The 2,054-nt window shown below is 42.6% G+C and carries 1 protein-coding gene and 1 pseudogene; both read left to right on the top strand.

Annotated elements, in window-relative coordinates:
* On the top strand, nt 1–518 hold a 518-nt coding region (locus tag RZO55_RS02345), incomplete at its 5' end, for a BclA C-terminal domain-containing protein (RefSeq protein WP_439100013.1).
* A gap of 976 nt (nt 519–1,494) precedes the next feature.
* Nucleotides 1,495–2,054, top strand: a pseudogene (locus tag RZO55_RS02340) (hypothetical protein); the annotation flags it as partial.

The raw sequence follows: 2,054 nt of genomic DNA, 5'->3' as shown, positions 1-2,054 counted from the left end.
CGGGAGATACAGGTCCGACAGGAGATACCGGCCCGACGGGAGATACCGGTCCGACCGGGGATACAGGTCCGACAGGAGATACGGGTCCAACCGGAGATACCGGCCCGACTGGAGCAGGTGTAACAACATTCGGATATGTATATGATTTGACGGCTGGTGGCCAAGTAGTTGCCGGAGGAGCGGATGTAACATTTAGCAACAATGGTCCTCTTAGCGGCGTTACTCATACCGCTGGAACTGCAACGGTAACAGTTCCAACCGCTGGCACTTACCAGATATACTACGGTGTTAATATTACTGCCGGTGTAGGCGCAGCGATTGCAATTGCCGTAAATGGAACTGTAGATGCATCAACAAATGTGAATCTTCTTACTGCAGTGGGCGAAACAGGCGCCGATGCCATGCTTACGCTCGCCGCAGGGGACGTTCTTACACTGAGGAACAACTCGGCAGTTCCTTTTACTACGGATTCCTCTACAGGTGTAGGCGCACAATTTGATGTTATATTCTTAAGTTAGAAAATAAAACCGGCATCTTTGTATGCCGGTTTTATTTTGGTGTGCGCCCGGAGGGCACACGTTCCAACGCAATGTCATTAACTTTAGAGATATATATTTTAAGATATAAGGCTGATCATCATACTTTGCCAATTAAAGTAATTGAAATTCGGATGTAAAGGCGCACTAAATAGACGGGGCGTTGTAACCTGTCAGAAAAACAGTATAAAACGATAGATTAAGATAGTCTATAATTAAAACTCATAGCAGAGCGGTCTTTCTTTTTTCGCCGTATTTGCTTTTTACCTGTGCGAATCGGAGTAAGATATCTAATTACAATACTCACGAGTGCAACTTAGTCAAAGACCGTATTTTTCAGCAAGCCATTAACAAGGCCGTTGGATTCCTTGGTGTAAGCATTTAGCGGTAATTAATAGCATATTTATAGGAACTTACCGCTGGGGAATTAAATATAAGGATTAAAATATTAATTAAATTTTACGTTTGTTAGCTTTTCAGATACTTCCCAAAGTTTTGAAGCAACTTCAATATCCTTTGCCTGCGGTGCAATTTTTGCTACTGTTGGATACCCTCTCCTTGGAGAATTGGAGTTTGAACATGTGAATTTTCAGTTATCAAATTATACTGATTTGAAATTAACGATTTTTACTGCCTCACCTTCTACGGCAGAAAAGCTAAGACAAAAAATATATTCATAAAAATGGGACGGTTCTGATGTCTCAAATTCCATTGAGTAAACTTTATAACATTCTGTTAAAAGCATAAAGCGAAAGAACACCCTCACTGTCGAAAGGCTGGTGTTCTTTTTTCGTATATACATCTCCGGGGGTAGGCGCACAACTTGATGTATTTTTCTTGAGTTCATATTTTTAATTTGTAATTAGATAATCCTTGTATCAAATATTTTATTATTAACATACATTACTATTAGGCGTAATCAGATTGATGCGCCTTGTAATATAGAGGAGGATTTTTTATGGCGAATAATGCTCTGCAAATTGAACTGAATACAGTTACAACTGTAGCGTCAGGTGCCAATGTCCCTTTTGATAACATAGTCTATTCATTCGGAGCTATATCCTACAATCCAGTTACAGGAGTAATTACTATATCGGAAGCTGGAAGATATGTTCTGGACTGGTGGTTGGCGACACAAGCTACTCAATCGACAAATGGGACAGCCTTTGCATTATCATCCTCACAGGGTGATTTATTGGAAGGCAATTCACCGATAAATACAGGAGAGGTATATGGAATTGGCATTATTGATGTAACCTCTGCGCCGGTAACAGTTTCTCTTGTAAATATTAGTACAGCAACAGTGTTCTTTTCACAAATTGTTCCATTGAGGGGTACACTGGTTGTAGTTCAAGATGATTTTGGCCCCACGGGCCCAACGGGAGCCACCGGCCCAACCGGTCCCACAGGTCCCACAGGTCCCACAGGAGCCACAGGAGCTACGGGCCCAACGGGAGTTACAGGCCCAACAGGTCCAACAGGAGCCACAGGTTCTACAGGTCCAACGGGAGCCACCGG

The organism is Clostridium boliviensis, assembly GCF_033342255.1.
Taxonomy (GTDB): Bacteria; Bacillota; Clostridia; order Lachnospirales; family Lachnospiraceae; genus Lacrimispora; species Lacrimispora boliviensis.
This window is presented reverse-complemented; position numbering and strand designations above follow the sequence as displayed.